Here is a 26,460-nt window from a genome sequence, read left to right on the forward strand (position 1 = left end):
TCTGGTCAACTCCAGCCGGACACTTTTCTAAAAGAATTTTCATACTCTACTGGTGACAGATCACCATTAGCTGAATGCAGTCTTTCTAAGTTGTAATACTTCATATAATCGACAACATCATTTTTCATATGCTCACGCGTAGGTTGAGCCACTTTAAGTAACCAATCATGTTTCAAACTGCCAAAGAACCTCTCCACTACTGCGTTATCCCAACAGGCTCCCACATCACCCATACTCGCTCGAATACCAAATTGTTCGAGCAGCTGACGGTAACGCTTACTGGTGTATTGAGAGCCTCGGTCAGAGTGGAATACTAAGCCTTTAGCTGGTTTTCTCAGGTTATAAGCCCTAATCATGGCTTTCATCACTAAGTCAGTCGTCATACGTTTATCTATATGCCAACCAACAATGCGTCGAGAATATAAATCCATCACAACAGCAAGATACATCCAACCTTCGCCTGTTTTTAAATAAGTCACATCACCAGCCCAAATCTGATTTGGCCCCAACGGATTAAAGTTCTGATTAAGCAAATTATCTGCAACTGCATCAGCATGCTTACGCTTCGTTGTTACCTTGTAGGCAACTCGCTGCTTTACTTTCAGGTTCAACGCTTCCATGAGCTTTCGAGTTCTGTGCTTACCAATTTCAAAGCCTTCTTTGCGTAAGTTTTTATGTAGCTCGCGATAGCCCAAGCTTTCACGACTGCGTTTAAACAGCGCTTTAGCTCGCCGATATAAATGAAGCTCTTCTGCCGTAATTAACTTGGCTGGCCGTTTGAGCCATGCATAGTAAGCAGAGCGACTGACTTGCATCACAGCACACATCTTGCGGACGTCATGAGCCTGACTATTGGCTTTGACGAACTCGTACTTTACTTCATTTCTTTCGCAAAGAAGGCGCTTGCCTTTTTTAAGATCTCTTTCTCCATTTTGAGTTCTTTATTTTCTTTTCTGAGCCGTTTTAGCTCTGCTCGTTCATCTTCACTTAACGCATTACCAGCTTGTTGTTGTTCAAGTTTCGCTTTCCAGTTATAAATGAGTTTAGTGGTGATCCCCAAAGAAGCTGCGGCTTGTGAGACCGTATAGCCTTGCTCAGTCACTAAGGCTACAGCTTCTTGTTTAAATTCGGTTGTATAGGTTTTGTTTTTTCGTTTTGTCATTTAACACCTCAATATTGGAACATTGTCCTTTATTAAAGTGTCCGGCTCAATTAAACCAGTTCAATCTAAATCAATCTCGCCATCTTCTGTTCGTATAGTTTTGGGCGAATAGCCATTGCGTGAATTATCGTTGATGGATTGCTCATGACGAACATAACCAAGGTGTTCATCCAGCTCCGCATTAAGCGCAGCTTCAACCGTTACCTTGGTAAGCATTTTACGAAAGTTCGTTAAATCTGCTTCCGTTTTGATGGATTTAGCCGCTTGCTTGGCAAAGACTTCAAGTTCTTTCTTGTTCATAACTACCTATCCTAAACCCTATATGGGTATTAATAATAGGCAGTTACACAGATTTAGTTACAGAGTCATTCCTTCTTCCGCGATGATTTGCTCATAGTGGTTTTCGTTAATGAAATCTTTAACCATAGTCCAATAGCTAATATCAAAACCTGTGTTTTCCGAATTTAATAAACGACCTGTCGGTAGACCATTACTTTTTCGTTCAAGCATTTCTTTGGCATTTAGCTTAAACATTAAATGTTGGATGTCTTTTTCGCCGAGGTTAAAGTAGGCATGGTTTGTTAAGTTAATAGGACTATCCATATCGCTCTTAACATTAAACCTAATATCCAAAGCGTTATCTTCTGATAAATGATAGCGAACATACAACTCTCGATTGCCGGGAAATCCATCTTCCAAATGCGCTAACGTTAACTTAAAAATTACTTGCTCATCGCTTTGCTTATATATTTCCCAATGCCTAAGAGATATATTATTTTCCCCTCCATGTAGGCAGTTTTTACCATCGTTTTTTCTCAATCGGTAAACAATGCCGTTCAAACTAAAAGAGGCGTTCGAAATTCGATTACAAACAGGACCACATGTAGCACCTAAGTAAAATAGGTCTTTCTCCAGTAACGCCTTATCTTTTGGAGTTACTGTCATTTCCAATAATTCACCATTACAAGGCACTAAAATTGAGGCTATCCTTGCCCCATAGTCTACGAGGAGGACTTTCATGCCATTGGAGTTAACGAGTTCAATACGTTGCATTAACTCTCGTAACCTTTAGGGTTGCCAGATTGCCAACGCCACGTATCTTCCATCATGTTACGGAGAGTTTTGACTGGCTTCCAAGATAGAACTTCTTCCGCCTTACTTGCATCAGCCCAAAATGCTGGTAAATCTCCCTCTCTTCTAGAAGAAAATTCATAAGATACTTTTTGCTTTGTATATTGCTCGAAACCATGCACTATATCTAATACAGATAATGGTTGTCCTGTCCCTAAGTTAAAGGCTTCACAAAGACCTGATTCTTGATTAACTAGCCAATTTAAGGCATCTATATGCCCTTGAGCAAGGTCAGTTACATGAATATAATCTCTTAAACAAGTCCCATCTTTAGTATTATAATCATTTCCAAAAATAGACAGTTTATCTCTTTTTCCAACAGCGACTTGGGCTACAAAAGGCATCAAGTTATTAGGAATACCGTTAGGGTCTTCCCCTATCTTGCCACTTACATCCGCACCAATTGGGTTAAAATAACGTAAGTTTGCAACCTTAAACTTTTCATTAGCTATACAATAATCTTTCAGAATTTCTTCCACCATTGACTTAGTTTTTCCATATGGACTTGATGGTAGCCCTAATGTTTGCGTTTCAATGTAAGGAGGTTTGTTTTGCTCGCCGTAAACAGTAGCTGAAGAACTAAATACTAGATTACTAACACCAAAATCTTTCATAGCAGCAACTAATGCCATCGTTCCTGTCACATTATTGTGATAATATTCTAGGGGTTTATGAGATGACTCACCTACAGCTTTAAGACCTGCAAAATGAATCACAGATTCAATCTCATGCCTTGAAAAAACAAAGGACATCAAATCCATATCCAAAATATCTGCTTGATAGAAAGCTACTGTTTTATTAGTTAACTCTTCAACTCGTTTAATAGACTCTTCGGAAGCATTTGAAAGATTATCTACTACAACGACTTCGAGTCCAGCCTTTAGCAAAGCCAAAACAGTATGTGAACCGATATAACCTGCTCCACCTGTAACTAAAACACTCATTTTCTAAATGCTCCTTGTGATGCTCTACACACATAGACACTTGGCTTTAATCCGAATTTTTCTGGATATTCCTTTTCTACTAGCTCTGTCAACTCGGTAAGCAACTTAGTAGGTGTTAACGCAACAATACAACCACCAAACCCTCCCCCTGTCATTCGAACACCGCCTTGGTTACCAAGTACACCATCAATCATCTCTACCAAGCCATCCATTTCTTTAACGGTCACTTGGAAATCATCTCGAAGTGAGTTATGTGAGTCTCTCATAAGCCCACTCAATAAAGTTACATCATTGTTTTTCAGAGCTAACAACGCAGACTCCACTCGGGCATTTTCAGTTACTACATGTTTAGCTCGTTTGAATAAAATAGGATCTAACTGTTCTTTAGCATTTTCTAATTGCTCGATACTTAGATCTCTTAGTGCGTTTACACCAAAATGCGCTGCTACTTTTTCACACTGCTCTCGGCGTTGATTATATTCACTGTCAACTAAGCCTCGCCTTACATTAGAGTTAACAATAAAAATGGATAGCTCTTCTGGAATAGGGGCATCTTGGAAAGTAAGACTTCGGCAATCAAGCAACATTGCGTGTTTATCTTTGCCCATTGCAGATATTAACTGATCCATAATGCCGCAATTACAACCAACAAAAGTATTTTCAGCACGTTGGCCTTTTAAAGCCGCCTTAACACCATCTAGGTTTAAGTCATAAAGCTCTACAAAAGTCTTCAAAATAGCTATCTCAAAACTCGCTGATGAACTTAGACCAGCTCCCTGTGGAACATTTCCTGAAACCACCATATCCGCCCCCTGAATATCAGGAAATGTCTCCATTAGCACTTTCAATGTTCCTGCAACGTAATTTAGCCACATTCGTTGCTCATCAAACTGAATATCTTCCAAAGAAAATTCAGCACTTTCTTGGTTACAATCATGTGCATAGACAGAAATAATCTTATCGTCACGCTTTGATGCCGCAATGTCAGTTCCGTAGTTAATCGCCGCAGGTAACACGAAACCGTCGTTATAATCAGTATGATCACCAATAAGGTTCACGCGACCCGGAGCATGTATAACTAACGCTGGTTGCACCTTAAACTGTTCGACATGTAAGTCAGTTACAAATTGACTTCTAGACATTACTTAGCCTCCTTGTAGTGAATATCAGATAATTCTTTAAGTCGATTAGCAGCCTGCTCAGCAGTCAAGTCACGTTGTGCTTCAGCCATCATTTCGTAACCCACCATAAATTTGCGAACAGTGGCGTTTCTTAAAAGAGGTGGAAAGAAGCTTGCGTGTAACGTCCACTCTGGATGTAATTCACCATCATATGGCGCACCATGCCACCCCATTGAATAAGGGAATGAACAGTTGAATAAATTGTCATATTTGATAGTGATTTGTTTAACAATATCGGCCATCGTTACTTCTTGCTCAACTGTTAAATCTGTCATACGTTGTATTGAAAACTTCGGCAATAATAATGTTTCAAATGGCCATGCAGCCCAATAAGGTACAACGACCACCCAATCATCATTTTCAACTACGACCCGATCCTGCATTTCACATTCGCGTTTTGTGTAATCGGCTAAAAGATTTGAGCCGTGCTCTTGAAAATATTTAGCTTGCGATTCGCTCTTTTTAGAAACCAATGTAGGAAGTTGTTGCTGGGCCCATACTTGACCATGCGGATGAGGATTAGAACACCCCATAACAGCGCCTTTATTTTCAAATACCTGAACCCAGTTGTATTTACGGCCAAGTTCCTCGCATTGCACTTTCCAAGTTTTCACTACTTCTGTAATTTCTTCTACAGAAAGCTCTGGCAACGTTTTACTATGATCTGGAGAGAAGCATATAACTCTACTTTCACCTTGCTCTGTTGCCATTTTAAAAAGCGGATCATTAGTACTTACGACAGGTGTATCTTGTTTAATTGCAGCAAAGTCATTAGTAAATACAAATGTCTTTTCGTATCTATCATTTATCTCACCATTAATACGAGTATTGCCAGAGCATAAGTAGCAACTCTCGTCATAAGCAGGCTTTGCATCTTCGTCTAATTTTTCCACTTGCCCCTGCCAAGGTCGTTTTGCCCTATGTGGTGATACTAGTACCCATTCATTAATTAAAGGGTTATATCGACGATGAGGATGTTCTGTAGGATCAAATTTATCAGCCATAACAATCTACTTTATTTTGAATAATTCAGATTAAAGGTAAACGTTTACATAACTTCGTTCAACACTTTAAGTCTTTTTATTTCAAAACAATTAATATAATATTGATTGATAAAGATTTTTAAATGTAAACGTTTTCACCCGTAAGGAATATTTAGTGTATGGCAACCATTAAGGATGTAGCAAAAGAGGCTGGTGTTTCTATCGCAACAGTTTCTCGTGTTATTAACAATGTTGGTAAGGTCGGCGAGAAAACTCGTAGTAATGTAATAGCTATTATGAATAAGCTTGGTTATACACCTGATGCAAATGCAAGAGCACTAAAAACACAAAAATCGTCAACTATTGGTGTAGTAATTCCTGATATTTCTGATCCATTTTTCTCTTCTCTCGCAAATGGAGTTGAAGAAGTTGCTTCGAGCAAAAATATGCAAATGCTATTGAGTACTGGCAAAATGTCGGCTGAATCAGAATTAAAAGCAATCAATTTATTGGTTGAGCAACGATGCGATGCGATAGTATTGCACAGTAAGTTTCTGTCTGATGATGTACTAGTCAGTTTAAGCGACAAAATTCCCGGTCTAATTTTCATTGATCGCTTTATTGATGAAGTCTCAGATAAATGTATTTGGCTGGATAATTTCGAAGGAGGGAAAATTGCAGCTCGTCATTTATTAGCTTTAGAGCACAAGAATGTCGCTTTTATTAATAGCAACTACGATATAGATGATCCCAAGCTTCGCTTGGGTGGATTCGAAGAAATTGTTAAGTCCTTTGATTTAAGCATTAACTCAAAATTGAAAGTGAACAATGAGCCTACTTTAAAGGGCGGCGAGCTGGCTGCGCAAGAGCTACTCGCGCAAGCAGAAAACTTCACTAGTGTATTTGCTTACAACGACGCTATGGCGATAGGTGCAATATCTGTATTTGAAGACAATGGTTATAAAGTGCCAAATGATATTTCAATTATCGGCTTTGACGATGTATTACTCTCTAAATATTCGCGGCCTAAGTTGACAACACTTCGCTATCCAATCGCTGAAATGGCTAATCACGCGGCTCAAAGAGCCATAGACTATAGCTCAAATGATGTACCTTTAAAATCTGAGCTAAAATACATACCAAGTTTAGTGAAAAGAGAATCGACAACTCGTCTCATTCGAGATTAATAGTTTGAAATTAACAAAATTTATCTTAACTTTAACCTTTACTTTGATTAGCTATCACTCTATTGCTAATCAGGGAAATTGCGTTTCATGCCATCAAAAACAAGTGTCAAATTGGCAGAAGTCCGATCATGCAAAAGCAATGGCAATTGCCAATGTCGATACTGTTTTGGCAAATTTCAACAATGTAGAAACGACACACTATTCTCAAAAAGCTAAATTTTATAGAAAGAATGGAAAGTTCTTAATTGATTTAACTGAAGCTGGTGAAACATCTTCATATGAAGTGATGTACACCTTTGGACACTACCCTCTTCAGCAATTCTTAGTACCAACTCAAAATGGAAAGTATCAGGTTTTTCCTTTTGCTTGGGACAGTCGTCCATCTTCAGAAGGTGGACAACGTTGGTATCCAAACTATGCAAATGAAGACGTAAAACCTAATGATAGATTACACTGGAATCAACCGTTGCAAAACTGGAACGGTATGTGTGCTGATTGTCATTCAGATGGCCTTCAGCGGAATTTTAGCCCGGTAACGAACTCATTCAATACAACGTGGGATAATATCAATGTAGGTTGCCAGTCTTGCCACGGAAATATGCCATCAGAACACGCAGTTTCGGGTCAAAACAATGAAGGCACTCTATTAAGCAATAAAGAAAAAAGCGATTTATTAAATTGGCTATTGGTTCCGGGTGATAAAGTAGCTAGATTAAGAAACCAGAAAAGTGAGGTAGCCTCGCAAGAACAAAAAGCGCAGCGTGGCCAGTTCATGAATACCTGCTTCTCATGCCATGCATTGCGAGCACCGCTAACCGATGGTTTCAAACCTAACAAACATTTACTAGAACAATTCTCACCAAACTTTTTAGTACCACCGTTATATCACGCGGATGGACAAATAAAAGATGAAGTGTATGTGTATGGCTCCTTCTTACAAAGTAAAATGTACGATGAGGGTGTTAACTGCTTGGACTGTCACGACGCGCATAGCATGAAAGTCAAAACTCAAACCAATGGATTATGTTTACAGTGCCATAATGCTGAAATTTATGAACAAGAAAAGCACACTAACCACCCGTTAGATTCTAAAGCAGGGCAATGTGTCAGTTGTCATATGCCGGAAACAACATACATGGGTGTTGACGCAAGGAGAGATCATAGCTTCAAGATACCTCGACCAGATTTATCAAATGAATTTTCTACACCAAATGCATGTATCTCCTGTCACAGCGATAAGAATAATAGTTGGGCTGCGGAGCATTTACAATCTTGGTTTGGTAAACCTCAAGCATTATCTAATTCAGAACAGAATTATATGAAATTGATGAGTAACCAAGAACTTCCTCTGGAAGTTCATTTAGCACTAATTAATGATGATGATATGTCAGAAATTAAGCGAGCAACTGCAATTAGCCTACTCCCATATACGACGCAAATATTATCCGATCATGTTGTAAAGAATTGGGCAAATAGTCATTTACCTTTGATCAGACTAGCAACAGCCCAAGTAGGCAACCTACTGCCAGAGAAAGACAAAAATTTATCCTTCAAAAACCTACTTAACGATGAATTCAAAGCTATAAGGGTTGCTGCTGCTAATCACTTCATCTCGGATAACTTAGAATGGTTCCCTAATTTCAAATATGCATTAAAAGAGTTGCTAAAGTCTGGTAACGCTTCCGCTTGGCGAGGAGAAGGCTTGTTCAACCAAGCGCTTATAGACTTAAAGTTACGACGTGAAAAAGCAGCAATTGAAAAACTGGAACAGAGTATTGCAATTGATCCTTATTTTGCTGCCTCTTACATAAATTTAGGCGATATTTACCGAAGTTTAAAACTGGTAAAAAAAGAGCAGCAACTTTTTGAAATAGCCTTAAATAAAATCCCCACATCAGCTGAAATACAATATTCCTATGGAATGTTCCTAATTCGTTCTGGAGATAAAGCTAGCTCGATAAAGCATTTCAAGTTAGCTATGAAATATGATGCTAAAAACCCACAATATCCATACCTCTATGTTTTAGCGTTAGATTCAGTAGGCAACACACGAAAGGCTCTAGAGTTTCTTAAAGACATTTATCCTGATTATAAATCAAACATTAGCCTTAGAGATTTAGGTTTAAGCTTTTCACAGAAACTCAGAGATCGGGAATCTTATCTATTCTTCACTCAATAAAAGAATGAATATACATACCAATTACTTGAAAATTTTGAGTGTCAAAAGATGAATATATACAACAGCTTTATAGTGCTCTTAGTTTCTCACATACATCCACTCAAAAGCGCTTACAGTAAACATTTGATAAAACAACAAATAATAAAATAACCTTTATTATCAGAAAATTACACTTGAATAAAGCTGTAGTAGTGGAGATAATTTATTTAGGAAATTAGAAATAGGAGAAAGAAATAACAATAGAGAAATAACAAAATGAATAATAATGAAGATATCTATGCATGCTACTGCACTGGTTTGAAAACCAAATTAGAAAGTAAAATATTTAATGAAAAACTTCCGCATGCAAAAACTCACTGTTTGCTAAACATTGTGTATGAAATCATTAAAGAGTGTGAGTTTGCTATTACTCAAATGCAATTATATAGAATAGCTAAACGTGAGAACCGCAAATTTCTGTTTTTAACTAGCTACTCTGAGTACAAAGAATTCGATAGCATAAAAGACTATATTTCGAATATTTTCACCTCTTCTAAATTTGCAAACAACATTAGAATAGAGGCTCACGATTTTGGCTGTGCATGCACAGCATCAGAATTGCTAGATACTGCGCGTAAAATGTTAATCGATGAAGAAAGTGAACTAACTACCGCTATAATACTATGAAAATCTGCGTGAAATTATCCCCAGTAATTGGAATGCCCAACTATTGGGGGTCACTTAAATTTGCGAGGCTTTACTAAAGTTTAGAAACAAAGTTATCCGTTAACAGCGACCCTGTAACACATTTTGTGTAACTGTGTTCTGGTCAACTCCAGCCGGACACTTTTCTAAAAGAATTTTCATACTCTACTGGTGACATATCACCATTAGCTGAATGCAGTCTTTCTAAGTTGTAATACTTCATATAATCGACAACATCATTTTTCATATGCTCACGCGTAGGTTGAGCCACTTTAAGTAACCAATCATGTTTCAAACTGCCAAAGAACCTCTCCACTACTGCGTTATCCCAACAGGCTCCCACATCACCCATACTCGCTCGAATACCAAATTGTTCGAGCAGCTGACGGTAACGCTTACTGGTGTATTGAGAGCCTCGGTCAGAGTGGAATATTAAGCCTTTAGCTGGTTTTCTCAGGTTATAAGCCCTAATCATGGCTTTCATCACTAAGTCAGTCGTCATACGTTTATCTATATGCCAACCAACAATGCGTCGAGAATATAAATCCATCACAACAGCAAGATACATCCAACCTTCGCCTGTTTTTAAATAAGTCACATCACCAGCCCAAATCTGATTTGGCCCCAACGGATTAAAGTTCTGATTAAGCAAATTATCTGCAACTGCATCAGCATGCTTACGCTTCGTTGTTACCTTGTAGGCAACTCGCTGCTTTACTTTTAGGTTTAACGCTTCCATGAGCTTTCGAGTTCTGTGCTTACCAATTTCAAAGCCTTCTTTGCGTAAATTCTTACGTAGTTCGCGATAGCCCAAGCTCTCGCGGCTACGTTTAAACAGTGCTTTAGCTCGCCGATATAAATGAAGCTCTTCTGCCGTAATTAACTTGGCTGGTCGTTTAAGCCATGCATAATAAGCTGAACGACTGACTTGCATCACAGCACACATCTTTCGGACGTCATGAGCCTGACTATTGGCCTTGACGAACCCATACTTTACTTCATTTCTTTCGCAAAGAAGGCGCTTGCCTTTTTTAAGATCTCTTTCTCCATTTTGAGTTCTTTATTTTCTTTTCTGAGCCGTTTTAGCTCTGCTCGTTCATCTTCACTTAACGCATTACCAGCTTGTTGTTGTTCAAGTTTCGCTTTCCAGTTATAAATGAGTTTAGTGGTGATCCCCAAAGAAGCTGAGGCTTGTGAGACCGTATAGCCTTGCTCAGTCACTAAGGCTACAGCTTCTTGTTTAAATTCGGTTGTATAGGTTTTGTTTTTTCGTTTTGTCATTTAACACCTCAATATTGGAACATTGTCCTTTATTAAAGTGTCCGGCTCAATTAAACCAGTTCACTGCCAGTTTTAAATAACATCTTTTAATCGGTCTTCGAATTCGATCATAAATCGATTTAAGGCCGATTTCCAATTTCTTATCGGCATCGTCCATTTTTTAGATGCCTGCTCAATAGCTAAGTAAACCACCTTTTTCGCCGAATCGTCATGTGGGAACAGCTTACGTTTCTTAATGGCTTTACGTATAACTGAGTTCAGCGATTCAATAGCGTTGGTGGTGTAAATAGCTTTTCTGATATCTTCAGGGTAATTGAAGATGGTACTAACGTTTTGCCAGTTATTTCGCCATGAGCGAGAGATATTGGGATATTTACTGTCCCAGCGTTGCTCAAACTGCTCTAAGGCCATTAAGGCTTCATCTTCAGTTACCGATTGGTATATGCGCTTTAAATCAGCCGTGATGGCTTTGTAGTCTTTCCACGGCACAAACTTCAATGAATTACGCACCATATGAACAATACAAAGCTGAATTTGTGTGTCAGGATAAACGGTATTAATTGCATCAGGGAAACCTTTAAGGCCATCGACACAGGCGATAAGGATATCTTTGACGCCACGGTTTTGAAGCTCCGTTAATACGTTAAGCCAGAACTTCGCGCCTTCGTTTTCTGATATCCACATACCTAGAAGTTCTTTATGGCCTTCGATATTCACGCCTAAGGCTAAGTAAATGGCTTTGTTGATGACTTGCTTATCTTGGCGTATTTTTACAACCAAGCAGTCGAGATAGACGATTGGGTAAACAGCATCAAGCGGCCTGGCTTGCCACTCGACGACTTGAGCGATAACCGCATCAGTCACACGAGAAATCAGTGTTGGTGAAACATCTGCATCGTACATTTCCTTGAATGTGGACACGATTTCACGAGTCGTCATGCCTTTGGAATACAGATATAAAATCTTGTCATCCATTGACGTAAAGCGGGTTTGATTCTTTTTAACCAGTTGAGGCTCAAAACTAGAATCTCTATCACGAGGTGTATCTAAATCAATCTCGCCATCTTCTGTTCGTATAGTTTTGGGCGAATAGCCATTGCGTGAATTATCGTTGATGGATTGCTCATGACGAACATAACCAAGGTGTTCATCCAGCTCCGCATTAAGCGCAGCTTCAACCGTTACCTTGGTAAGCATTTTACGAAAGTTCGTTAAATCTGCTTCCGTTTTGATGGATTTAGCCGCTTGCTTGGCAAAGACTTCAAGTTCTTTCTTGTTCATAACTACCTATCCTAAACCCTATATGGGTATTAATAATAGGCAGTTACACAGATTTAGTTACAGAGTCACTAAATAGTTCAAGTGTCAGCATTAGCCAGTCTTCATGTTTCGAAAAGCTATTTCCTTCGGAAATACATCCCTCAAACTCTCCATCATGGTTTACATGATTGATGTACATGTATTTTTTAATGTTATCAATTGAAAGCTGCTCGAATGGAAATTTTGAAGCGATTAGCCTGTAATAGCGACCCTGAAACTTCAAATCAGCATATTGAACTATCAACGGATCATCAAACGCGTCAAAATATGGTCGCCACTCTAATCTAAAATCAGCACCAGTGTTAACTATAAATTGAGCATCTTCGGGCAAACCTAAAACCCTGTATATCGTTGAAATCAATTCTAACGTATCAATATCAGCAAGCATCAAACTTTCAATTTCAGATGCCATTGACTCGATTTCTTTATGAAGTGAATCAATGATTTCTTGATCATCGTATTCGTTGTTCATCAAGTATTTAAATGAGTTGTGTTCTAGAATTGAATTTAAATTGTGGCTGTCGAAAGCTTCTTGCAGACGCTCATGCGCTTGAGAAAAGTGGGCACAACTATATACGCCTCTGCTCCAGAGTCCTTGCGCATATAAATCTGGTAACTCCAAAAGTAATGCGAAGTCTTTAGCTTGTTTATTTAGCTTATTTTTTAACTGATAAAGTGAGATCATTTAGTTCTCCAAACAATACTGCAAGCAAACAATGGCCTACAAACACATTGTTTATTTGACTATTTGAATCACTAATTTTTACGGATGCTCCGCTTCACTGCTCATATTTTTAACGAAAAAATATGCGTAGGCGTAGGCTGTCCGTTCAGCCCTCACCTTATAATATCGCCAAAAAACAAAATGACAACTTACGTATTTGTACAAATTTAGGTAGATATTTTGTGTTTGAACTCTGGAAAGCTAAGCCCAAACAGGGATACGACCATTTCTTCATTTATATTGGAGCCGGGAAATTTTTTTTCAAAATTTCCGATAATTCCATCTAGGTGACTAGCTAATATTTTTACTAAAAATATTTCCGAGTTTGGAGAGAGAGCTGACAGTGCTATCAATGGATTGTCAAAAGATTCAGCTTTTATTTTTACTAGTAAATCCCTGTAACTGTCACAAGCATACAGACAAATAGATACCCCTTCTTGGGCCTGTCCAAGGGGAATTGATAACTTCTTTGACAACCTTTTTGCCTGACGCTTTACATTACTTATTAGCGCTTCTGATTTAAAAGACATATGCACACCAAAACGTAACAACTAAGGTCCACAGTACCTAAGTCATTACATCTTTAATGTATAATTAATCTTTTAAACCCAGAGTAAATCCATTTCGTCCGCATGTGTGGAAACTGGCTTCTCTGAAAAGCCACTGCAAAAAGCAGTGGCTATTGTCGCAATATTATAAGGAAATGTGAATTGTAGTTTGATGTCTACATATTCTTTTCAGTGAACTCAGCCAAGCTACTACGTTCTACCTCATCAAAAATCAGAACTGATCCTTTCTCATAATTTCTATATACATTAACAGCCGCACTTGCACCAGACGAAGCAGGTGTTACAAACTTATCGTCAATCTGGGCTAGGTTACCCAATACAATAGTCCGACAATTTTTACCTCCACGACTTAACATACCCTTGATTTGCGCTCTAGTCATGTTTTGAGCTTCATCAATGATTAACACAGCATCGTCTATTGAACGGCCCCGAAAGTAAGCCATACTAGTAAATTCTATATTGGCTTTTTCGATCACGTGTTCAACTGTAGCGTGGATATTTCCTTCGTGACTATCATCCGAGTGCATCGAGATAAGTGCGTCTGTAATGCCTGCGAGCAAAGGCATCGATTTTTCTGTTAAATCCCCCGGAAGGAATCCGGGGTCATCATCCATAAAGTCTCTTGAGCGAACCACAACGATTTTTTTGTACTTTTTCAACTCCAATACTTGATGCAGCGCCGAAGCAACTGCTAAAAAAGTTTTTCCGGAGCCAGCAGGACCAAGGATGATATTTAAGTCATAGTAAGGGTCTGTTAATTGGCTTAAAGCTACGGCCTGACGCTGGTTTTTAGGCAATATGCCCCATACTTTTTCTTGCTTACGCGGCAATAACTTCGTGAAAACTCCAGTATCTGTTACTTCTGAAATTCGCCCAATATGTCCAGCTTCATCGTACCAATACATGTTTGGCTGAACTTCATCGTTAAACAAGCTTATTGGGAATGTATAAACCTCTCCTGAGACTTTGAAATCTTTATCTGATTCGATTCGATCAAAAAGATCTCCTTCAAACGCTTGTACTCCTGTATATAACAAATCTATATCTGCGATTTGATTATCAACAGATACATCTTCAGCCATAACACCAACAGTTCGAGCTTTTAGTCGCATATTAATGTCGCGGCTAACGATAGTAACGTCTTTATCTAACTCTTTCTGAAGATGCAGTGCATAGTTAATTATTCTGTTGTCAGCATCGCTACCAATCGTGTGCTTTAACTCTTTTGCCATGTCCAATTGAGTATCAATACCAATGAACAACTTGCCTCTTTTAGCTGTTTCAGTAGAAGGCAGTGGAATACCTGCTTCCATCTCTTCGGCACTGTGCCCATTAATTATGTCTTCAAGCATTCGAATACATACACGAGCATCAGCACTTACCGATTTATTAGTTCTTTCTTTTAAGTTATCTAACTCTTCTAAAACTGTTAGACAAATGTATACATCTTCACTGTAAGCGAGCAATGACTTTGGATCATGAACTAGTGCCGATGTATCTAATACTCTTGGATTTCTATTTTCACTTGGGTTATTCATTTTAGTTCTCCTTTGAGAACGATTTTCATTAATTAGCATTTTAGATTTACCTTAGCTTTATTATTTTTGTTTGTGCCTTCTTGCAGGTTAAATCCGTTATTTATATTTATTGATTAATGGTTCTATTCTTTAAGTCACACTTAATGACATGTTAGAGATATTAGATCTTAGCCTGTTATAAATACTCAATTTCTTCAGTAAGAATAAGGTCTGTAGATAGGTCTGCACAAATATTAAAAAAAAGCTTGCAGTAATACCTGTTTTACCACAGCCAGCAGGGCCAGTGAGGATGACTAAATCAATCGTTGGGTCGAGCAAGGCGTCCATCGCCATCCCTTGGTAAATATTTTTCGGATGGATACCCCACGCTTGTTTGGCCATTAATCGCTCACGCGATAAGTCTTGAATGGCTAATTGCTGCTCATCCCAACCGACAATTTTACCCGCAAAATGCTCGCCCTCATCCAGTAAGTATTCATTCATATAGGTGGCAGGCAAAATATCGCGTTTCACATAATGTGTGGTATTGCGCCCTTCGCTTTCGCTTTCGCACTCTTTAATTTGCTCCCAAAAGTCCCCGTCAAATTGGTGATAACCTTTGGTGAGAAAGCGCACATCGTCAATCAGTTGGTCAGTGCGATAATCCTCTACATGCGCCATACCAGCACCCTTGGCTTTTAGCCGCATGTTGATGTCTTTAGTAACCAACACCACTTTGCGATCTGGGTGATGGTTTTGAATATTGATGGCGGCATTGATGATGCGATTGTCATTTTCGTTAAACGACAAGGTTGAGGCTTTTTGCTCTAGCGCATAATCATTGATGATGGATAGCGCACCGCTTGGTGATTGCTCTTGGCTACCTAGATTAGTAGCGAGCGGCACGCCAGCAATTATTTGCTCGGGTGTTGAATTCGCTAGCACATCCTCTAGTGCGCGAATCGCAACGCGGGCATCGCGGCTAACATCTTTTTTGCGATCTTTGATGGAGTCTAATTCTTCGAGTACCGTCATCGGCACAACGACATCGTGTTCTTTAAAGGAGAGAAAGGCGAAAGGTTCGTGAAGCAGGATATTGGTATCTAATACGTAGATAATGGTTTCGTCAGACATATAGGCACACTCGCTTAGCATAGAGCCATCGTAGTCAGACGAAAGAACATGGGGCTGTTAACGCAAGCCCGTATTGTCACTATCAACCTGAGCTATGATTTTTCTAGCGGTTGATGAATTCCTTGTCATACCAACCCGACCAATGAATTAACACAGTTGGTATACGTTCAATTTCACTTTGACAGTTTCACCGCTCGCTCGCAAGCAAATTTTCGCGATTTTGCCCGCAATTTTTTCAGCTATTGACGCGCCTTTAAAACCTGTCATAGTAAGAAATTACCAAGTGCTTTTTAGCCGCTAATTGAGTAAGCAAAAAGCACCTTGGTACTGCTCGAAAACCCACCTCTGCTGCACTCGCTGACCACCACGAACAAATTGCATACAAAAAACACGAACTTTTTGATGATTACAACTAGTATTAACGGTAATATGTCGCCCCTTTTTTGCCTGAGCCAGCTGTGTTGCCGTATTGTGTTGTGAGATAACGCGAGCAACGCCCAATCACTTATTAGCTGGCTGAATCGTTTTTGGAGTGTGTCAATATGCATTTTTTCCCTGGCCAACGTTGGATCAGTGACAGTGAATCAGATCAAGGACTTGGTACGGTAACCGGTGTCGAAAATCGCCATGTGACGATTATTTTTACCGCCACGGGAGAAGCGAGAAAATATGCAATTGATAATGCCCCACTGACCCGCGTTATCTTCAACCAAGGTGATTTAGTACCTAGCCATGAAGGTTGGATGCTAAAAGTCGCAGAGGTGGTAGAGCAAGGTGGTTTGCTCACTTACACAGGGACACGCGAAGACAGTGGCGAGCAAGTGCAGCTTAAAGAAGTGATGATAGATCACTTTATTAAATTCAATAAACCACAAGACCGTTTGATTAACGGCCAAGTTGACCGCCTCGACTGGTTCCGCCTGCGCAAAGCCAGCTTAAAACACCAGTACGAACAACAACAGTCACCACTAGTGGGTTTGGCGGGCGGTCGTGTTAGCCTGATCCCTCACCAACTGTACATCGCCGAAGAAGTGGGCAGCCGTTTCGCACCGCGCGTTTTGCTTGCCGATGAAGTAGGTTTAGGTAAGACCATTGAAGCTGGTTTGATTATTCATCAACAGCTGGTCACTGGCCGCGCACAACGTGTGCTGATTGTTGTGCCTGAATCATTGATGCACCAATGGCTAGTCGAAATGCTGCGCCGCTTTAACTTAAAGTTTGCCATTTACGATGAAGAGCGCTGCCAACAGAGTGGCGACGAAAACCCCTTTAGCGCAGAGCAACTCGTACTCGTTAATTTAGATTTCATCACCGAAAGCCCACAGTGGTACGAAGCCTTGATCGCAGAAGACTGGGATTTAATGGTTGTCGATGAAGCGCATCACTTAAACTGGTCAAAAGAAGCACCAAGCGTTGAATACCAGTGTATTGAGCAACTTGCTGAGGTGATCCCGGGCGTACTCTTGTTAACAGCAACGCCAGATCAATTAGGCCATGAAAGCCACTTTGCGCGTCTGCGCCTGCTTGACCCCGATCGCTTCTACGATTACCAAGCCTTTATTGAAGAAGAAAGCCATTACACTGAAGTTGCCGATGCGGCTAATGCCTTAGTCGCCAAGCAGGCATTAAGCACAGCACAAAGCGATACGCTGAAAAAGTTACTGCAAGAAACGGATATCAACAGCCAATTGACAGCGTTGGCTGGTGATGATGAAAGTGCGCAAGAAACTGCGCGCCAAGGGCTTATCAAACAACTATTAGATCGCCATGGTACAGGTCGTATTCTGTTTAGAAACAGCCGCAATACCATCAAGGGCTTCCCAGAGCGTCAAGCACTGCCTGCACCAATGGAGCTGCCCGCGGCTTACCAGCAAAGTATTGCCGATTTAGTGGCAGATAAGTCTCCAGAAGAGCTGACCAAATTAAGACAAAGCAAGTTGCTCACCACGCCAGAGCGCCTGTATAGCGTAAGTAGTTTGAGCGCAGCAACGGGCCACTGGTACGATATCGACCCGCGCGTTGATTACCTGATTGAGCTATTAAAATCGCTTGGCCAAGAAAAAGTGCTCGTCATTTGTGCTCATGCCGATACCGCCATTGAACTAGAAAATGCACTGCGCACCAAAGAAGGTATTCGCGCGGCCGTCTTCCACGAAGGTTTGAGCATTTTTGAACGCGACCGCGCAGCCGCTTACTTCGCACAAGAAGAAGACAGCGCGCAAGTGTTACTGTGCTCAGAAATTGGCAGCGAAGGCCGTAACTTCCAATTTGCTCACCACTTGGTACTGTTCGATTTACCAACTAATCCAGATTTACTTGAGCAGCGTATTGGTCGCTTAGACCGTATTGGTCAAACGCAGACGATTAAGCTTCATATTCCTTACTTCGAGCAATCGCCGCAAGCCCTGCTTTACCGTTGGTATCAAGAATCGTTAAATGCCTTTGAACATACCTGTGTAACAGGTCGCGCGGTATTTGAAAGCCACGGCAATGACTTACAAGTCGCGATGTTTAGCCAAAACTGGCAAGGCGATGCGATTGATGCCGTGATTGCAGCGAGTCATCAACAACATTTAACCATCAAGCAAGAGCTTGAAAATGGCCGCGATAAGCTACTCGAACTCAACTCTAGCGGCCAAGGCCGTGCGCAAGCAATTGTTCAGCAAGTGGCAAAATTAGATAACCAAATTGACTTGCCACAATACATGTTCCAAGTGTTTGATGTGTTCGGCATTCAGCAAGACGACAAAGCTGACAATGCTATTGCGCTTAACCCTACCGAGCATATGTTATCGCCAAACTTCCCGCAATTACCGGAAGATGGCACGACCGTCACTTTTGATCGCGAAACCGCACTTGCCTGTGAAGACTATCAGCTACTTTCTTGGGATCACCCGATGGTGCGCGGCGCCATGGATTTAGTACTCAGCGATGAAATTGGTAACGCCAGTATTGGTTTATTGAAAAACCCAGCCTTACCTGTTGGTACCTTCTTCCTTGAATGTATTTTCACGGTCGAAGCAACAGCGCCAAGCCACTTACAGCTTGGTCGTTACCTACCGACGACACCAATTCGCGTATTAGTGGATAAAGCCGGTAACAACCTAGCGAGTAAAGTCTCTTCACAAGTGCTTGAACAGCAGCTAACGCCAGTGAAAAAACAAGTGGCAACGCAATTGATCAAAGCCCTAAAAGGTGAAGTGCCAGCCTTGGTTACGAGAGCCGAAGCACATGCACAAGCGCAAATTCCAGCGATCACTGAAAAAGCCAACAACAATATGCACCAAACGCTTGATCAGGAATTTGAACGCTTACAGGCGTTAGCGGCAATTAACCCAAGTGTTCGCCAAGCCGAGCTGGACTTTATCAAAACTCAGCAAAGCCAATTAACGGAATACTTAGCCAAAGCGCAATTAACGTTTGAAGCGATCCGCTTAGTTGTGGTTACCCACTAAGCAAGGGGCAATGCGGAATTAGTCGTTATGGTTGCCAACCCTGATTTTATCTATCGCCCACCGATGTCGCCTTATTTAGATATCATCTATCAAGATGATGACTTGGTGGTGCTCAACAAGCAAAGCGGTATTTTATCCGTACCCGGTCGCTTAGCTGAGCATCAGGATTGTTTGCAGCACCGTGTGATGTCGGTGCTACCTACAGCAACCATAGTGCACCGTTTGGACATGGCGACTTCCGGTATTATTGTGATGGCGCTCAATAAAGCGGCCCATGTCGATATCAGTCGCCAATTTGAAAAGCGCCTAACGCAAAAAAGCTACCTTGCCCGTGTTTACGGTCAGCTTAGCGAAATTGCTGGTGAAGTGGATTTACCGCTGATTTGCGATTGGCCGAATCGCCCTAAGCAAAAAGTCGATTTCGAGCATGGCAAAAAAGCCTTAACTAAATACCAGCTGATCGCACAAGAAAGCGAAACGGCTCTAGTGGAGCTTACCCCAGTGACAGGCCGCTCGCATCAACTGCGCGTTCATATGTTATCTCTAGGCCACCCCATTATTGGCGATCGCCTGTATGCCCACGATAAAGCGTTAGCGCTAAGCAACCGCTTACAGCTACATGCAAAATCACTGACACTGGCTCACCCCGTCACTAAAGAGGCGCTAACCTTTACTGCCCCTTGTGTATTTGAAGGCCATATTCCACAAGCCTAAAGCCGTGTTAGTATTGGCCGATAAACTGTTTGTATGTTGCCAATTAATTCAATTGGTATTAGCGGCGCATAGTTTGGTTAATAGGTAATGTATCGGTGAAAGCTTCCACTCCTCATAATTCTCTTGTCACATTGGCACTTTTATTCGGCTTTGTACTGAGCCTATTGATTAGCCCGTTAACGGTAAATGCCCAGCAAACCCCAGAAGGCGCTAGTAAAAAAGCTGATGACAAAGCGATGCAAGAGCAGCCCATGACAGACAAAAACAATATGGCTGACGGCGATATGACAGGCGATCAAAAAGAGCTGTCGGACAAAGGTGATTCAGCTAATCAAACTGAGCAAACCGAACAAATCGAGATACGCCCGCCAGTTTCGCTTATCGAGCAATTTACCCAAGATATCGAACGCAGTGTCGATAGCAGTTTAGTCACCCCTATGCTCGCCGGCACTGACGACTTCCTCACCATTTTACAGCCAGATAACCACAGTACAGATCGCGGTATTGCCATTTTATTACCGGAATGGGAGCAAGCGGCAACCGACAGCCGTGCGATCAATTTTTTACGCCAGCACTTACCCGATGAAGGTTGGACGACCATTGTCATTCAACCGCTCACCAAACCCGACAATTACCCTAGCCAGCAACTAAAACTGGCCTTAGCCGCCGAAGAAAACAAAGAAATACTGGATAAATACGCTGAAAAGTTAGCCCCGATGCTAACGACTGTGATGGAAAAAGCGGCTGAATTTCCGGGGATATTTTTAGTGATCGCCCAAGGGAATAACGCCGCTATTTTAATGGATTTATACGAACAAGCGGCAGTTGAGCAACCCAACGCGTTAATCACACTCAGCGCCCACAGGCAAAGCGCAGTGGGTAACCAGCGCCTTGCTAACCAAATTGCAGGCTCCGACTTGCCGGTACTGGATATCGTATTAAAAAAAGATGTCCATTGGATTGAACACTTTGCCGCCGATCGCAATAAAGCCGCCAAACGCGAATTAAAGCCGATTTATCGCCAACGAGCGCTGACCAACTTTCGCGCGGGTTACTACCCAGAGCAAGCACTCGCCAAAGAAATAAAAGGCTGGCTCACCACCGTCGGCTGGTAGAAATCGCCTGCGAAGAATATCAAGTAACGATGAGTAACCAACAGGCACTGCTCTTTATTTTTAACGGTTTGCAGTTAAAGCTGTCGATTAACCAGGTCGTAAGCCGCTTGAATATCTTGCGTTTTTTGTTTCGCCAGCTCCATCATTTCCGGTGGTAAGCCTTTTGCCACTAGCTTGTCAGGATGATGTTGTGACATCAGCTTTTTATAGGCTTTCTTCACTTCTTGTTTCGATGCGCTCTCACTCACCCCTAAAATTTTATACGCATCCTTGAGCAAAGATCTGGCACTTGCTTGGCGCGATTGCTGGCCGCCACTGTGTTGACCTTGCTGGCGCTGCTGTCGATGAAACGACTCCCCTGCAATAATCATTTCCAATAGCTTATCGAGATCTTGTGCCGAGAAGCCCAAGTAACCGGCAATTTTGTGCAACACTTCACGCTCAGCAGGATCGAGCGAGCCATCGGCAAATGCCACTTGAATTTGAATCTCAAGAAACATCAACATCAAATCGTTACGTGCTTTGCAACTTTGCTTAAACTTTTTCAAGCGCTCTTTTAGCGGAAAACCCGCGATTTTCCCTTCGCGAAACGCCTCTTGTGCTTGTTGACGCAACTCCCCTTTCAAGCCCAGTTTATTCATATAGGCGGTGGCAAAGGCAATTTCATGCTCAGTCACTCGGCCCTTGGCCTTGGCAATGTGCCCCATTACCGAAAAAGTGGTGTAGAAGAAGGCCGCTTGGCGCGTCATCTCATCTTGCTGGTTAACGCTAAAGCTCTCAAAATCAAAGCCCATGCCCTTGTCAAAACGATGGCCAAGCCACATACCAAGCAAGGCACCAAAAATATTTTTGGTGAGCATAAAGCCAAACAGAAAACCTAATAATTTACCCCAAATCCGCATTTTCATTCCTAATGTGCGATGTCTTCACTTGTTGATTTAAACGAGCTAATCGCTCTGGTGTGCCGACATCCGTCCAATTGATTGCTAATAGCTGGCCTGAGATTTTCCCTTGCTCAGCGGTTTGCCTGAGCAGCGGCCCCAACGCCAATTTTGCTTCTTGAGCGCTATTTATATCAGCAAAAAATTCAGGCCGATATAAGGCAATACCGCTAAAAGTATGGCGCGGGATGTTATCGTCATTATCGTTAGTCACTAACTTACCTTGCAGGGCGAAGTCACCGTTAAGATTGTGCTCAGGGTTCTCTACCAGCCACAAATGCGCCAATTTATCAGGCGCTAATTCAGGCAATGAAGCAAGTGGCGCTGACAAAAAGATATCGCCATTGATAACGAGAAATGGTTCCCCAGCGGCATTTTCTTGAAGCAAAGGCAAGGCTTTGACAATGCCACCTGCGGTTTCCAATGCGCCAGCAAGTTCGGCACTGTAATGAATTCGCAGGCCATAAGCACGGCCATCGCCTAACTTTTGTGGAATTTGTTCACCTAACCATGCGTGATTGATAATCACCTCGGTGATGCCGAGTTGTCTGAGCATGTGTAAATGGTACTCAATCAGTGATTGACCATTCACTTCAAGTAAGGGCTTTGGCGTGTGATCGGTCAGCGGGCGCATACGCTCTCCGCGACCAGCTGCTAAGATCATGGCTTTCATTGAGATTGCTCCTTGCTTAGCTGCGTTTTACTTGCTGCGGTTTCAGCAAGTGCTTTTTCTGTAAGTGCGGGAATCACCTTATCACGCACTAAGTTGGCAAGCGCCCCTAACTCTGGGTAGGTGCTAGCAATATCAACAATATAAGATAAGGTCAGCGGTATATCTTTGATATAGCCCGCTTTGCCATCGCGCAGCAACAAGCGAGCAAAAATACCGCTGGCTTTGATGTGACGCTGTAAGCCCGTTAAATCAAACCAGCGCTGCCACGTTTCAAATGATATCTCTGAATAATTGCCAGTTGCGGTCATCTGCTCAACAAAGTAGGTAAGCAGCGGAGTTATTTGCTCGGTTGGCCATTTCACATAGCAATCGCGTAGCAGGGAAACCACATCATAAGTGATCGGCCCAAGCACAGCGTCTTGGAAATCAATCACACCAAACGTTTTCTCGCTTGTTTGCTTGTCACTTGGCACCGATTCACTCGTGAGCGTATCACTAAGCACCATAAGATTTCGGCTGTGAAAGTCACGATGCATAAAAACTTGCGGCTGGGCTAAAATATTATCGGCAAGTATCGTAAAGCTCGTCTCGAGTATCTGCTTTTCTTGCTCAGTTAATGTAAGCCCCAAATAGTTAGCCAGTAGCCATTCAGTAAAAATGGCTAACTCAGTTTCGACAAACGCTTGGTCGAAGGTTTTCATCTCAGCCGTTACTGGCGTTTGGGCAATGGTGGGCAGTATTGCTATCGCCTGTCGATACCATGCCGCCATTGAATTGTCCGTTAACACGTCTGCCAACAAAGCAGCACCAAAATCTTCAAGGCAGAAAAAACCGGTGTCTAGATCATGGGCATAAATTGCCGGCGTCTTAATACCCTGCTCAGCGAGCTGATTCGCTATCGCAAAAAATGCGGCATTATTACAATACCTTGGCGGCGCATCGACCGCGATGTAAGCACTCGCACCATGAGTAAATCGGTAATAACGACGAAAGCCCGCATCGCCTGTCATGGCAACTAACTTTGGGGATAAGAACCCGGATTGTTCAAGCCATTGAACTAATTCATCAATGCGGGGGGCTGAGCTGGTTACTAAAGACAAGAAAAATCCCTGAACATAAACTGATTGAATACTAAAAAGTGAATATAACCAATTAGCGAGTTATTGAAAATTACGATATTATAACGGGGTTTGTCGAAAGAATAACAATCAAACGCAACAGTGTGTGGATAACCGACCTGTTTTGTGCTGTAAATTAACCTCGGGATCTGAATGCCTTTTCCAACTAAAAAATTGTTATTAGCGAGTAGCTGTTATCTTCTTAGCTCGCCAGCAATGGCACAACAAACCGCTGAACCCTCAACTGAACTAGTAACTGGCCTTATTTGTCCACTGCCCGAATTTGACACGATTCAAGGCTCGGTGCAGTCGCTAGACAAAGACAGCATCAGCATCGTTTCTCGCACCACCAGTATTGAAAAAGATCAGCTTGCCGTGTTTCGCGGCGGCGTGACACTGATCAAAGACGACCAAAAAATCAAAGCTGACGAAGTCGCATTTGATCGCCTCAGAGCACAAATTAACGCTTCTGGTACTATTCACTTTCAAAGTGAGGGCGTAGACGTATTCGCTAATCAGCTAACCGCTTCAGAAGCCGATAATTCAACTTCATTATCTGAGACTTCGTACTACTTAGCCGATAACCCGGGCCATGGCAGTGCGGGTAAATTAGTGATCACTGCTGATGGCAAACTTGCTTTACTCGATTCAACGTTCACCACTTGCCACGGCGATGTCCCCGACTGGCAAATTAAAGCCAGCGCCATCAACATTTCGGTTGAAGAAAACGAAGGGGAAGCCTACAACGCTCGGTTAGAAATTTTTGAAGTGCCTGTGCTGTACGTTCCCTACTTTTCATTTCCGGTTACCAATGAGCGTAAATCGGGCCTATTAGAGCCGACGTTTAAGTCTTCGGGTAATTCTGGTGTGCAAGTTGAGCTGCCTTATTACCTGAACTTATCGGAAAATTATGACGCGACCATCACACCGCGTTATATGTCGAAGCGCGGGCTACAGCTATTAACCGAGTTTCGCTATTTAGTTGATGACCAATACGGTCAAATCGATGTTGAATACCTGCACAAAGACGATGAAATTCAAACCAATAACGATGCTCGCTATTTATGGCGCTACCAGCACGTGGGTAACTTTTCTGAGAACTTCCGCGCGCATATTGACTACACATCAATCAGTGATGACAACTATTTAGTTGATATCGGCAGTCGCCATTACAACGACAACGACGCGTATTTATATCAGTTAGGCGAATTGGCGTATTTTGGTGATAACTGGCAAGCCTTAATCAAACTGCAAGATTTTGAAGTACTGGGTAATCACACACCGAGCTATAAAACCGTGCCACAAGTGGAGTTTTCGAGTACCAACCCACTGGGTCTGTGGAATGCAAGTTTTGACGTTTATTCAGAGCTTTCGCGCTTTGAGACTCCTAACCCCAATTTAGTTGAAGCGAATCGCTATCATATCGAAGCAGGCTTCAATATACCGATCACCACGCCAGCCTACTTTTTCAATTCGGAATTTAAGGTGCTTAACACCTATTACGACCAAGAGCAGATCCCACTGGACAGCCAATTGGAAGAGAGTGTTACCCGTACGCTCCCAAAAGTTCGCGTTCACGGCGGGGTTAATTTCGATCGCGCCGCTGACTACTTTGGTCAGAGTTATACCCAGACGTTAGAGCCACAGCTGCAATATTTGTACATTTCAGACAAAGAGCAAAATAATATCGGCTTGTATGACACCGCAAGTTTACAAGACGATTTCCAAGGGCTGTTCCGCGATCGCCGCTTCAGTGGCTTAGATCGCATCGCCGAAGCGAATCAATTTTCTTGGGGCTTAACCTCACGTTTGCTCGACAGTGCCAACGTTGAACAGTTTCGCGCGAGTGTTGGTCGTATTTTCTACTTGAACGACAGTAATATTGCCGTCGATGAAAACCGCGGTGTCTCAGCGGATAAATCATCGCTTGCTGCCGATTTATTTATTCGCGGCAATCAGCAATGGCAATTTAGCGGTAATATCCAGTACAACACCGACACCGACACAACCAACAAGAGCCAAGTGAGTATTGATTATCGCCAAAGCCGCGATAACATCTTTCAGGTAAACCACAGGTATTCACGGGACGTATCCGATGTTAGTATCGAGCAACTTTCTCTGCTTTCCAGTGTCAGAATAAATCCGGAGTGGCAATTTGTCGGTCGCTTTACTCAAGATTTGCAACAAAAACGCAGCTTAGAGAGCTACGCAGGTTTTCAGTATGAAAGCTGCTGTTGGGCAGTTCGCATCGCTTACCATCGTCATATCAACTCCAATGTTGACGGCGAGAGTTTTGACATTGAAAACCGCGATGAATTCAACAGTGGATTCGTGCTAGAGTTTGTCATCAAAGGGTTTGGTGGCCAAACGGGTACTGTTGGCACTCAAGATATGTTTAATTCGAGTATATTCGGCTACAAACGCCCATACTTTCTCAATAATTAAGAA

The 26,460-nt window shown here is 41.9% G+C and carries 20 protein-coding genes and 2 pseudogenes; 7 read left to right on the top strand and 15 right to left on the bottom strand.

What is annotated here, in order from left to right; all coding sequences use genetic code 11:
- Positions 1 to 5: 5 nt before the first annotated feature.
- From DXX93_RS18045 to DXX93_RS18070, 6 genes and pseudogenes are all read right to left on the bottom strand, one after another.
- Positions 6 to 1,162, bottom strand: a protein-coding gene (locus DXX93_RS18045; protein WP_116007726.1) for an IS3 family transposase whose coding sequence is annotated in 2 segments (ribosomal slippage) — positions 6 to 919 and positions 919 to 1,162 — 1,158 coding nt in all. Because the reading frame shifts where the segments join, the coding sequence is not laid out codon by codon here.
- A 63-nt stretch (positions 1,163 to 1,225) separates the two neighbouring features.
- Positions 1,226 to 1,462, bottom strand: a pseudogene (locus DXX93_RS18050) (transposase); the annotation flags it as partial.
- Between the two features lie 57 nt (positions 1,463 to 1,519).
- Complete coding sequence (locus DXX93_RS18055; RefSeq protein ID WP_116009324.1) at positions 1,520 to 2,215, bottom strand: aldose epimerase family protein; 696 nt, start codon at positions 2,213 to 2,215, stop codon at positions 1,520 to 1,522.
- Positions 2,215 to 3,237, bottom strand: coding sequence for a UDP-glucose 4-epimerase GalE (gene galE / locus DXX93_RS18060; RefSeq protein ID WP_116009325.1), 1,023 nt, complete (start codon positions 3,235 to 3,237; stop codon positions 2,215 to 2,217). The genes DXX93_RS18055 and galE overlap by 1 nt, the downstream gene beginning before the upstream one ends.
- Positions 3,234 to 4,379, bottom strand: coding sequence for a galactokinase (galK, locus tag DXX93_RS18065; protein WP_116009326.1), 1,146 nt, complete (start codon positions 4,377 to 4,379; stop codon positions 3,234 to 3,236). Before galK ends, galE begins: the two co-directional genes overlap by 4 nt.
- The gene (locus tag DXX93_RS18070) at positions 4,379 to 5,422 is read right to left on the bottom strand and encodes a UDP-glucose--hexose-1-phosphate uridylyltransferase (protein ID WP_116009327.1); all 1,044 of its coding nucleotides are present in this window, start codon (positions 5,420 to 5,422) and stop codon (positions 4,379 to 4,381) included. The genes galK and DXX93_RS18070 overlap by 1 nt, the downstream gene beginning before the upstream one ends.
- Positions 5,423 to 5,580: 158 nt before the next feature.
- On the opposite strand from DXX93_RS18070, the gene DXX93_RS18075 reads away from it, so the two are divergent.
- From DXX93_RS18075 to DXX93_RS18085, 3 genes are all read left to right on the top strand, one after another.
- Positions 5,581 to 6,588: a LacI family DNA-binding transcriptional regulator gene (locus DXX93_RS18075; protein WP_116009328.1), complete on the top strand. Its 1,008-nt coding sequence runs from the start codon at positions 5,581 to 5,583 to the stop codon at positions 6,586 to 6,588.
- 4 nt (positions 6,589 to 6,592) lie between these two features.
- Positions 6,593 to 8,767, top strand: coding sequence for a multiheme c-type cytochrome (locus DXX93_RS18080; RefSeq protein WP_181902263.1), 2,175 nt, complete (start codon positions 6,593 to 6,595; stop codon positions 8,765 to 8,767).
- A 255-nt stretch (positions 8,768 to 9,022) separates the two neighbouring features.
- On the top strand, positions 9,023 to 9,433 hold the full coding sequence (locus DXX93_RS18085; protein ID WP_116009330.1) for a hypothetical protein: 411 nt from the start codon (positions 9,023 to 9,025) through the stop codon (positions 9,431 to 9,433).
- Between the two features lie 142 nt (positions 9,434 to 9,575).
- Here DXX93_RS18085 and DXX93_RS18090 read toward each other — a convergent pair.
- From DXX93_RS18090 to DXX93_RS18115, 6 genes and pseudogenes are all read right to left on the bottom strand, one after another.
- Positions 9,576 to 10,732, bottom strand: a protein-coding gene (locus DXX93_RS18090; RefSeq protein WP_116009331.1) for an IS3 family transposase whose coding sequence is annotated in 2 segments (ribosomal slippage) — positions 9,576 to 10,489 and positions 10,489 to 10,732 — 1,158 coding nt in all. Because the reading frame shifts where the segments join, the coding sequence is not laid out codon by codon here.
- A gap of 72 nt (positions 10,733 to 10,804) precedes the next feature.
- Positions 10,805 to 12,013 carry an IS256 family transposase gene (locus DXX93_RS18095; protein ID WP_116007348.1) on the bottom strand — a complete coding sequence of 403 codons (1,209 nt, stop codon included), beginning with the start codon at positions 12,011 to 12,013 and terminating at the stop codon, positions 10,805 to 10,807.
- Between the two features lie 43 nt (positions 12,014 to 12,056).
- Positions 12,057 to 12,737 (bottom strand): hypothetical protein, encoded by a 681-nt coding sequence (locus DXX93_RS18100; RefSeq protein ID WP_258872707.1) that lies wholly within the window; start codon positions 12,735 to 12,737, stop codon positions 12,057 to 12,059.
- Positions 12,738 to 12,943: 206 nt separating this feature from the next.
- The gene (locus tag DXX93_RS18105; RefSeq protein WP_116009332.1) at positions 12,944 to 13,306 is read right to left on the bottom strand and encodes a hypothetical protein; all 363 of its coding nucleotides are present in this window, start codon (positions 13,304 to 13,306) and stop codon (positions 12,944 to 12,946) included.
- Positions 13,307 to 13,500: 194 nt separating this feature from the next.
- The gene (locus DXX93_RS18110) at positions 13,501 to 14,883 is read right to left on the bottom strand and encodes a PhoH family protein (protein ID WP_116010030.1); all 1,383 of its coding nucleotides are present in this window, start codon (positions 14,881 to 14,883) and stop codon (positions 13,501 to 13,503) included.
- 258 nt (positions 14,884 to 15,141) lie between these two features.
- Positions 15,142 to 15,996, bottom strand: a pseudogene (locus DXX93_RS18115) (PIN domain-containing protein); the annotation flags it as partial.
- A gap of 542 nt (positions 15,997 to 16,538) precedes the next feature.
- On the opposite strand from DXX93_RS18115, the gene rapA reads away from it, so the two are divergent.
- The 3 genes from rapA to DXX93_RS18135 all read left to right on the top strand — a co-directional run bounded on the left by rapA (position 16,539) and on the right by DXX93_RS18135 (position 21,280).
- Complete coding sequence (gene rapA, locus DXX93_RS18125) at positions 16,539 to 19,451, top strand: RNA polymerase-associated protein RapA (protein WP_116009335.1); 2,913 nt, start codon at positions 16,539 to 16,541, stop codon at positions 19,449 to 19,451.
- Positions 19,452 to 19,478: 27 nt separating this feature from the next.
- Positions 19,479 to 20,165 (top strand): bifunctional tRNA pseudouridine(32) synthase/23S rRNA pseudouridine(746) synthase RluA, encoded by a 687-nt coding sequence (gene rluA, locus DXX93_RS18130; protein WP_116009336.1) that lies wholly within the window; start codon positions 19,479 to 19,481, stop codon positions 20,163 to 20,165.
- Positions 20,166 to 20,260: 95 nt separating this feature from the next.
- Positions 20,261 to 21,280, top strand: coding sequence for a DUF3530 family protein (locus DXX93_RS18135; RefSeq protein WP_181902264.1), 1,020 nt, complete (start codon positions 20,261 to 20,263; stop codon positions 21,278 to 21,280).
- A gap of 74 nt (positions 21,281 to 21,354) precedes the next feature.
- On the opposite strand, the gene djlA is transcribed toward DXX93_RS18135, so the two are convergent.
- From djlA to DXX93_RS18150, 3 genes are read right to left on the bottom strand one after another with little or no spacing between them, the layout of a single operon-like run.
- On the bottom strand, positions 21,355 to 22,182 hold the full coding sequence (gene djlA, locus DXX93_RS18140) for a co-chaperone DjlA (protein WP_116009338.1): 828 nt from the start codon (positions 22,180 to 22,182) through the stop codon (positions 21,355 to 21,357).
- Positions 22,166 to 22,894 carry an N-acetylmuramate alpha-1-phosphate uridylyltransferase MurU gene (gene murU / locus DXX93_RS18145; protein ID WP_116009339.1) on the bottom strand — a complete coding sequence of 243 codons (729 nt, stop codon included), beginning with the start codon at positions 22,892 to 22,894 and terminating at the stop codon, positions 22,166 to 22,168. Before murU ends, djlA begins: the two co-directional genes overlap by 17 nt.
- Positions 22,891 to 23,994: an aminoglycoside phosphotransferase family protein gene (locus tag DXX93_RS18150; protein WP_258872708.1), complete on the bottom strand. Its 1,104-nt coding sequence runs from the start codon at positions 23,992 to 23,994 to the stop codon at positions 22,891 to 22,893. Before DXX93_RS18150 ends, murU begins: the two co-directional genes overlap by 4 nt.
- Positions 23,995 to 24,228: 234 nt before the next feature.
- On the opposite strand from DXX93_RS18150, the gene DXX93_RS18155 reads away from it, so the two are divergent.
- Positions 24,229 to 26,457 carry an LPS-assembly protein LptD gene (locus tag DXX93_RS18155; RefSeq protein ID WP_258872709.1) on the top strand — a complete coding sequence of 743 codons (2,229 nt, stop codon included), beginning with the start codon at positions 24,229 to 24,231 and terminating at the stop codon, positions 26,455 to 26,457.
- Positions 26,458 to 26,460: the final 3 nt, after the last annotated feature.

Source organism: Thalassotalea euphylliae, assembly GCF_003390335.1.
Taxonomy (GTDB): Bacteria; Pseudomonadota; Gammaproteobacteria; order Enterobacterales; family Alteromonadaceae; genus Thalassotalea_F; species Thalassotalea_F euphylliae_B.